The organism is Frankia sp. CeCAU1 (assembly GCF_977971845.1).
In genome coordinates this window covers 5,026-14,028 of record NZ_CDWWXA010000129.1, presented here as the reverse complement: position 1 = coordinate 14,028, position 9,003 = coordinate 5,026, and the positions used below count along the sequence as shown (strand labels likewise).

General features: G+C 71.7%; 4 protein-coding genes and 1 pseudogene. 3 read left to right on the top strand and 2 right to left on the bottom strand.

Annotated features, from left to right (window positions below; all coding sequences use genetic code 11):
• Together AC08OO_RS18845 and AC08OO_RS18840 are read left to right on the top strand one after the other, a co-directional pair.
• A pseudogene (locus AC08OO_RS18845) lies at positions 1-1,075 on the top strand (hypothetical protein); the annotation flags it as partial.
• Positions 1,076-1,366: 291 nt separating this feature from the next.
• Positions 1,367-3,775: a WD40 repeat domain-containing serine/threonine protein kinase gene (locus AC08OO_RS18840; RefSeq protein ID WP_476611038.1), complete on the top strand. Its 2,409-nt coding sequence runs from the start codon at positions 1,367-1,369 to the stop codon at positions 3,773-3,775.
• Here AC08OO_RS18840 and AC08OO_RS18835 read toward each other — a convergent pair.
• Positions 3,757-5,187: a class I SAM-dependent methyltransferase gene (locus tag AC08OO_RS18835; RefSeq protein ID WP_476611039.1), complete on the bottom strand. Its 1,431-nt coding sequence runs from the start codon at positions 5,185-5,187 to the stop codon at positions 3,757-3,759. The genes AC08OO_RS18840 and AC08OO_RS18835 overlap by 19 nt on opposite strands.
• Positions 5,184-7,772: an HAD family hydrolase gene (locus tag AC08OO_RS18830; RefSeq protein ID WP_476611040.1), complete on the bottom strand. Its 2,589-nt coding sequence runs from the start codon at positions 7,770-7,772 to the stop codon at positions 5,184-5,186. Before AC08OO_RS18830 ends, AC08OO_RS18835 begins: the two co-directional genes overlap by 4 nt.
• Positions 7,773-8,375: 603 nt before the next feature.
• On the opposite strand from AC08OO_RS18830, the gene AC08OO_RS18825 reads away from it, so the two are divergent.
• On the top strand, positions 8,376-9,003 hold a 628-nt coding region (locus AC08OO_RS18825; protein ID WP_476618824.1), incomplete at its 3' end, for an ABC transporter permease.

Genomic DNA, 9,003 nt, shown 5'->3' with positions numbered 1-9,003 from the left:
TTACCCCACCGGCCCCCGCACAACCGGCCCGCACCCCACCGGGACGGAGCCCTTCCTGCTCGCCGAGGCCGGACCCGCGGGACCACCCGCCTCCGCGCTTCGCGTGCCCTGGCGCCAGCTGCTGCTTGGTGGCGCGCTGGCGATCGCGCTCGGCGGCTGGTGGTGGATCGTCAACATCATCCGTTACGGCACCTTCCAACCGGAGACGCCGGGATTCCCGCTCGGCCAGTATCTGGGCGACGACTGGGGTGCCTACACCGAGCTGCTGATCAACGGGACGATCCTGCGCTGGTGGGGATCCTTCGGATGGTTCGAGGTCAACCTGACGACGGTCCCGGTGCGCACGGGCACCGCCGTCGTCATCGTTTTCTTCGCCCTCGCCCTCATCCGGGCCCGGACCGGACGCATCCGGGTGGACCTGCTGTTCCTGCTCTGGCCCACCTGGGCGCTGTTCGGCCTGATGACCCTGCAGTCCGCGAAGAACTTCGACAGGTACTTCCACGTCAGCGGGATCTCCGGCCGCTACCTGTACGCGGGCCTGGCGTCGCTGGCGATCGGGGTCGGGATGGGTGCGGCGGCGACCGGCCGTCATCTCTCCCGGATCATGCCGCTGCTCTTCCTGGCCGGCGCGACCACCCTGCAGGCCTGGGCGATCTCGATGGTGTTTCCGCACTTCTGGCGACCCACGGGCGGCGACCTCAGCGACGCGTGGGACGCGATGGCGGCGTGGGCCCCATGGTCGCAGGGCGCCCTGACGTGGCTTGCCGGCGCGGTGTGCGTCCTCGCCGTGGCAGCCCTGGCCTGCTGCATCGGGGTCCTTGTCACCGGCGGTCCGGCCACCCGCTCCGTCGGCGGGGCCCCCGCTCAGCCTCCGTCCTCGTCCAGGGGACGGTCGCCATCGACGGGACAGCGGCCGGCTCCACCCCTCGCGCCGTATCCGTCGCACCTGCCGCCGGAACGGCCGCGGACCGCCGGCGCGCCGGATGCCACCACCGGCTCGAAGGCGGTCACCGGCTCGGGCCCGGAGCCCACCGGCCAGGGCCCCTCCGCCGCGGGGCATCCGCGCTCCCCCTGATCCGGCATCGCCGACAAGGAACCGGAAACCATCCGGCCATCGTGCGTGTTCTCTTACGGAGAGTAACACTGAATCCTGGGCCTCGGACAAGGCGCAACCGGCCACGGCGGCGCTGCGCATCGGGGCTCGGGGGCCTCGGATGGTGATTCCGAGGCGCATAGGATCCGCGATGTCAACCATCTCGGTTCGGGAGGGGTCTTGCGCCGCAAGCGGGAGACGGGCAACGCGGGGACGGTGGCGCCCCCGTCCGCATCGCCCGCTCGACCCGACCCCGCCTCCGAAGCGAACCCCGTGGGACCCGAGACGCCCTCCGGACCCGCCGCCCGGTCGGGACGGGGGACATCCTCGGCGCCGGACTTCGGCCCGGTGGGCGGCAGCGGTCTGACGGGGCCGTCCATCGAGCCCCTCGACAGCGGCGACCCGACCGAACTGGGCCAGTTCACGCTGCTGGGACGCCTCGGTGAGGGCGGGATGGGGACCGTCTTCCTCGGGCGGGGCAGGCCGGACGTCGCCGAGCACGCCGGCCGGCTCGTCGCGGTCAAGGTCATTCGGCCCGACCTGGCCCGGGTGCCCGAGTTCCGGGCCCGGTTCCGCCGGGAGGCCGACATCGCGCGCCGGGTCGCCCGCTTCTGCACCGCCGAGGTACTCGGCGTCGTCGATCCGCCGGACGGGCGGCCCTACCTCGTCACCGAGTACATCGACGGCCTCACCCTCGCCCAGACGGTGGCCGCGGACGGCCCGCTGCGGTCGGCCGACCTGGAGCGCGTCGCGGTCAGCGTGGCCGCGGCGCTGACCGCCATCCACGGCGCCGGCCTCGTACACCGTGATCTCAAGCCGTCCAACGTGCTGCTCTCGGCCTTGGGTCCCCGCGTCATCGACTTCGGCATCGCCCGGGCGCTGGACGCCCCGACGATGATCAGCCAGGAGATCCAGCGGATCGGTACACCGGCGTTCATGGCCCCGGAGCAGGCCAACGGCGAGCCGGTGACGGCGGCGGCGGACATCTTCGCGTGGGGTGGCCTGGTGACCTATGCGGGCACCGGTTCCTTCCCCTTCGGGGACGGGCCGACGCCGGTGCAGCTCTACCGCGTCGTACACCGCGAACCACTGCTCGACGGTCTCGCTCCAGCCCTGCGGCCGATCGTCGAAGAGGCCATGCGCAAGGACCCGGCCACCCGGCCGAGTGCCCAGGAGCTGTTCCTGCGTCTGGTCGGAATGGGTCCGACCACGCATCCCGACCCGGAGGTGACCCGCGTCATCCGTGCCGGGGTGTCGATGCCCGCGCCCCCGCAGCGGACCGACCCGGACCGCTGCGCGCCCGGACAGATGTCTGCCCCGGGCGGGTCTGCCTCAAGCGGGTCGGTCGGCGCCGGGCCGCCCGTCGACCCGTCGGCACGGGACCGCGGCCGACGGAACTGGCGCCGCGTCGCGCTGCTGGCCGCCCCGCTCCTCGCGGTCCTGCTCATCGCGGCCCTCATACCATTCGCGCTCACCACCGGCAGTGACCGGCGGCCGAGCCGGGAGGAGACGGCCGCTCGCGTCGCTCTGGCCGCCGAGGCCGTCCGCAACTCCGATGCGGACCTGGCCGCCCGGCTGTCCCTGGCGGCCTACCGCATCAGCCCGGTGCGGGAGGCCCGCGCCGCCCTGCGCACCTCCTTCGCCGCCGCGACGGCGACGGTGCTCGACGGGCACACGCAGTCGGCGCTCGGTGTGGACACCAGCCGGGACGGGCGCCTGCTGGCCTCGACCGGTGCCGACAACCTCGTCCAGCTGTGGGACATCTCCGCACGTTCCCATCCGGTGAAGCTCGCCACCCTGGCCAGGCACACCTCGTGGACGCTCGACGCGGCGTTCAGCCCGGATGGACGGCTGCTCGCCACGGTCAGCTACGACCGGTCGGTGATCCTGTGGGACCTCGGCGATCCGCGCCACCCCGTCGAACTCTCCGTCATCCTCGGACACAACGGCTGGGTACTCGACGCCGCGTTCAGCCCGGACGGGAAGGTCCTCGCCACCTCGGGCTATGACAACACGGCCCGGCTGTGGGACGTCACCGATCCGCGCCGCCCCAGTCAACTGTCCGTGCTCGACCGCCACACCAGTTGGGTGAACGAGGTCGCGTTCAGCCCGAATGGTCACCTGTTGGCGACCGCCAGCGCCGACCGGACGGCCCGGCTGTGGGACGTCACCGATCCGCGCCGGCCGCGACCGCTCGCGGCCATCACCGCGCACACCGACTACGTGTGGGCGGTCGCCTTCAGCCCGGACGGCCGGCGCCTCGCCACGGGCGCCTATGACGGTACGGCCCGAATCTGGGACATCACCAATCCGTCTCGGCCGGCGGCCACCGCTTCCTTCCCGGCCGACGAGAAATGGGTGTTCGACGTGGCGTTCAGCCCGGACGGCAGGACCCTGGCCACCGCGGGCTGGGACACCACGGTACACCTGTGGGATGTCACCGAACCGGGCCGGCCGCCGGCGATCGGCACCATCACCGGGCACGGGGACTGGGTGCAGGCCCTGGCGTGGACACCAGACAGCCACGGCATCGCCACGGCAAGCGACGACTACACCGTGCGCATCAGCCGGATCGGTGACGCCGACCTGATCGCCGCCGCGTGCGCCGACCCGTCGAAGCAGATCACCGATGCCGAATGGCAGCGCCACATCTCAGACGTGCCCTACCAACCGGTCTGCTGACCACCCGAGGTCCGGTCCGAGGGCGGTCGCCGCGTGCCCGGCGGCGCCGCTGCCGGCGGGGGTGGCACCGGGGTGGCCGAGCGACGGCGCAGCGCGGGCAGGGCGCCGCGACCCGCGCCGGCATCGGCGATCCGCGTCTGCACCCTCGCCAGGCGGTCCTGTCCGGTGGTGCTCAGCCGGGACCGCAGCACCGAGTTCGCGATCCGCGCGACCTGCATCAGCTTGGGCTCGTCGACGTCCGCGGCCGCCCAGTGGCTCTGGGCCCACCGCTCCTCGCGTTCCTGCTCGCGCCGGCGGAGCTCGGCGACCTCCTGCTCAAGCTGGGCGATGCGGTGCAGGTGCTCGAGCTCGATGGCCGCGAGCCGGCTGCGCTCGTCGTCCAGGCGCGCCCACTCCCGCTGCCGCGCCCGGGCGACCGCCGCCGCGGTGTCCTGCAACCGCAGGACGTGCAGGTAGAGGTCGATGCGGTTGCGCTCCAGGCGGGAAAGCAGCCGGTTGGACACCCACGGAATGAGCAGGTCGGCGACGCGACGCGCCCAGGGAGCCCGCCGGTCGATCACCACGCCCAACCCGAAGATCGGTGCCACCGTGAAGAAACGCAGGTCAGGGTGGTCCGCGACGAAGTCCTCGACGGCCGTGCGCACCCCGTTACGCGGACCGCCCTCGGTCAGCGCCCAGGCGAAGGCTCCCATGCCCCGAAATCCCCCGGGAACGGTCTCCCTGTTGTCGATCTCGACACCGACGTCCCACGAGTGCGGCTGCCGGGCCCCCTCGGGAATGCGGTCGGGGTTGTAATACTGGTCGCGCCGGCCGGCCGGCCAGCCGACGTCGTGCAGGATCACCAGGGGAAAGTAGGACCGGCCGAACAAGGTGACCGCTCGGTCGATCTCGGTGAGCTCGCCGTGCACGGTGGCGTAGTTGTGGTCCCCGTCGATGAGGTAGGCGTCGGTCGGCGCGTGGCCGTCGAGCGCCTGCGGGCTGTGCCCCCGGATCACGTGCACATCGAGGCCCCCCCCGGAGGCCGGCGACACCCCGGGCTCGGGATCGATGACCACTAACCGCCCGCCACCGCCACGGCGCAGCAGGTCGACGAGGAGCGAGGTGGTGACCCCGCTCTCGGAACCGATCTCCGCGATGCTGCGCGCCCCGGACGCCTCCAGCAGCGGCACCCAGATCTCGCGCAGATCGGACAGGGAGTGCAGGAGCAGGGGCGCCAGCGTGGGTTCGGCGGCGTCCCCGACCTCGACGGCGTGATCGCCCGGCCGGGTAAGCGCCGTGCCCGGTCCGGTGCCCGGTCCGCTGCCCGGTCGGGCCTCGAGGTCCGTTCCGGCGTCCATCCCGGCGGCGACGGCGGCGAGCTCGGCGAAACTGTCCCGAACCTCGCTGCGCTCTGAGTCCGGGTGGTCCGTCACCGCGATCCCCCGAGCTCGCGCCGGATCTTGCGTGCCGCCCGCAGCGGCAGACCGTCTCGGGCGGGCTCCGCCGCGGGCAGGGCCAGCGGATCACCCCGGATGCCCATCCAGCCGAACGCCAGCTCGACGTCGAGGGCGTAGACCCCGGCGAGCTGCGGCTGTGTGGCGAGGTCGATCGTGTAGACGAACTGTGGGTCGTCCCCGGTGATCTCCACCAGGTTCGGCTGGAGCAGCCGGCAGCCGAGGAGGGCGAGCTGCTGGGCGGGATCGTCCAGCGAGGTGATGGTTATCTTGTCCGGCTCTGGGGTGTTGTTGATATGAAAGGACAGCGTCAGCCAGTCCAGGCGGAGCAGACCGCGCCGACCCGCCGGGTCGATGCGGATCCGGCGTACCCCGACCGCCTCCAGGCTGAGCCGGACGATCGACAGGCCGTCGCGGGCCGACCGGGTGACCGCCGTCTCCTTCGGACCGTTGACGAAGTCCCCGCCCGTGTCGACGTAGACCTCCACGGGCCCCGCCGCGGCCTCGGGCGAGACCTCCTCCGGCGGGATGCCCGCGGCGGCGGCCAGCCCGCTGATCACGGCCAGCGGCCGGTTCGCGACCCCGGCCACCCCGGCGGGCCAGTAAAGCTCGCGCATGGAGATCCGGTCGATGTCGGCCGGGGTGAGATACGGCATCCGGCGGACCAGCTCCGGCGGCAGCAGGCCCTCGGTGGCGTCGGAGCCGAAGTTGTCGTCGTGCGCCCAGGCACCGAAGGCCGCGGCCTCCACCGCGGTCGGCCGGGCGACGAAGCGGGTCAGCGTCCGCAGCCCCGCCTGGCGCGCCCCGGCGCAGGCCAGCGACGGCATCGGGGTCTCCGAGCGCCGGTAACGCAGCCATTCCCGCTGGAAGGCCAGGACGCCGTCCTGGACGGCGGCTCGCTGGGCGACCTGCGTCCGCGAGGTCCGGTCGATGCTGAGCACCGGATTACCCATCTCGTCGAAGGAGACCAGTGACCCGACGTCGGGCATGCAAAGCTGCTCGAGTACCTCGGGGCTACGCATGAGCTGGTTCGCCAGGGTCTCGGGCTGACCACTTGTCGCAACATATCCCTCCAGCTCCAGACCGGCCAACCGGTGCGTCATCGCCGCCTGGTTCGTAGCCAGGTACAGGCCGAGGATGTCCAGCCCGCGGCCGGTGGAGGCGAGCAGCCGGGTGAGCAGCGCCTGGATCGTCCCGCCCCAGCCCAGGTCGAGGAAGACGACCCGGCCGCTCTCGGGTAGCTGGCTGTCGAGGTAGCGCACGTAACGCTCACGCAGGCGGGACGCGGTCAGCACGATCTCGCTGCGGATCCGCTCATCGGAACAGAGCGCCTCGAGGGTGTCGTCGAGCAGGCCGGGCACGTCGAGGCGGCGGTCGGCCAGCGCCGAGATGCCGGCGACGTTCTCCAGCCGGACCCCGAGCTGGCGCAGCAACTGCCCCACACTCGGCGCGTGCCGACGGACCAGGAAGCTCCTGAGCTCCTCGGGGTTGCCCTCGAAGACGTTGGCCAGCGCGCACACCTGCCGCGACGCCCACAGCGTCGAAATGGTGATCCCGACATCCTCGCCGGGACCGACGAGCAGGCGGGAAAGGAAGTCGCCCTCCCGCATCAGGCAGTGGATGTGGTCGGCGCCGAAGTCACGGGCCCGTTCCACAGCCCACTCCGCGAAACCGGTGAAGACCGGCCCGAAGACCGTCGCGCCGGCTTCCCAGTACCGGCGCAGCCCCGCGGGGACCGCGAGGGCGTCGGCACGGTGCAGTGACCGGGCTCGCAACGCGGTCATCCCGTAGTCGCCGTCCACCGGGTCGATCGGGAGGTCGTCGCTCGGCGCCTTACGCAGACCCTCGAGCTCAAGGGTCTGCTCCAGCGTCCCGGAGTACTTCGGGTAATGGATGGCGACAAGCCCGTGCTCGCGGGCGCCCTCGACGTCGGCGACGGGGTGGTCGCCAAGGTGCACGACCCGGGACGGCTGCAGGTTCGACGCGGCGAGCATGTGCTGGAACAGCCCGTCACTCTTCGACGTCCCTGCGTCGGAGGAGGTGAAGATGTGGGTGAAGGGCACGCCGGCCAGCTCCGGCCGGTTCAGCAGCCGTTCGAGCTGGCCGGCCGAGAAGTACGTGTCGGACAGCAGGTAGACCGGCAGGCCGAGCTTCGTCATGGCGAGCTCGGCGAGCTCCACCACGGCGAGGTCGGCGCGGCAGAGCTCGCGTTCGACCGCGACCTCTGCGTCCAGGAGGTCCTGGACGCCGGGGGCACCGGGTAGCGCCGGCAGCAGCAGCTGCCAGATCTCGTCCAGCCGCACCTCATGGGTACCGCGGGTGGCCTCGGCGTGCAGGCGGGCCAGCTGCTCGGCGTGGACCCGCAGCCGGGCGAACTCGCCCGGGGAGACGCTGGCGGGCAGGTGGCCCGCGTCCGCGAGCCGCCGGCCCAACAGCACGAAGGCATGGGCGGGCTCTGGCACCATGCGCCACAGGAGGGTGTCGAAGACATCCAGAGTCAGGGCCTGTGCCCCGCCCGACTCCAGGTGCGACCACACTTCGCGTAGCCGGACGTCGGTGAACACGACCGTCCTCTCCGTGCGGCCGGTTACGACCGCTCCATGCGGCCGGTTACGACCGCCTCCGCCGGGTCAGCCACGACGGCCGGCGTGCGTCGGGATTCTCCCGCGCGGCCTCGGCCGGCCGAAGCCAGATGGACGGATCAATACTATGAACCGTGCTCTGGCCGTCGGCCACCGGAGTGGGTGGCGTCGCCCGCCCGGCGATGGCACGGTACCGTCCGATTCTGACGAGAAGCGGGCCAGTTCGACCCTAGACATCATTGACTATTCGTCCGCAAGCAGGGCGATACTCTCGGTAGCCGGAAAAGACGGTCGGTCGGGTCGCGGAACCCGCTTGGACGTGGGACGAACCAGGGGCGCCTCGGTCTCGGTAGTGTTCAGGTCCCCTAAGCGTCGAGCCAGAGTGTCGAGCCGAAGTGTCGAGGAGGAGCGGACAGGTGCAGCTCCAGTCGCGCCATGGCGGCGAGCGGTACCCGCGCGTTCGGGAGACGGGGAGGGCGTGCCGTGTCCCATCTGGCTGACGCCGCGCTGCCGGCGGGGGCGCCGGTGGCTCCGTCCGCCCCGGAGCCGCAGACCGGGCCGCCCGGGCCGGAGCACCATCACGCGCTGGACGTGAGCCGGCTGGCCCGTCGCAGCCGGGCCCAGACGAGGGTGCGCTGGGAACTGCTGCGCAATCTCATCCGCAAGGATCTCAAGGTCAAGTACAAGGGGTCGACGCTGGGATTCGCCTGGTCGCTGGCGAACCCGATGCTCCTTCTCGTCGTGTATACCTTCGTGTTCCAGATCGTGCTGAAATCAGGAATCCCCCGCTTCGGTATTTACCTGATGTCCGGGCTGCTCGTCTGGAACGCCTTCTCGGGCAGCGTGTCCGCGTCCTGCGGCAGCGTCGTGGCGAACGCGAACCTCGTCAAGAAGGTCCGCTTTCCCCTCGCCGTGCTCCCCCTGTCGGCGGTCGGCTTCGCCGCGGTGCACTTCCTGCTGCAACTGCTGGTCCTGTTCGTGGTGATCCTCGCGCTCGGCTACAGCCTGCTCGGCCCCGAGCTGCTGCTGCTCGTCCCGGCCGGAGCCGTCGCCCTCACCTTCACCGTGGCGCTGTCCCTGCTGGTCAGCGCGCTCAACGTGCGTTACCGCGACACCGCCCATCTGCTCGACGTGGCGCTGCTCGCCTGGTTCTGGCTGAATCCCATGGTGTACGCCTTCGGCCTCATCCAGAACAGGTTGGCCGACCTGACCT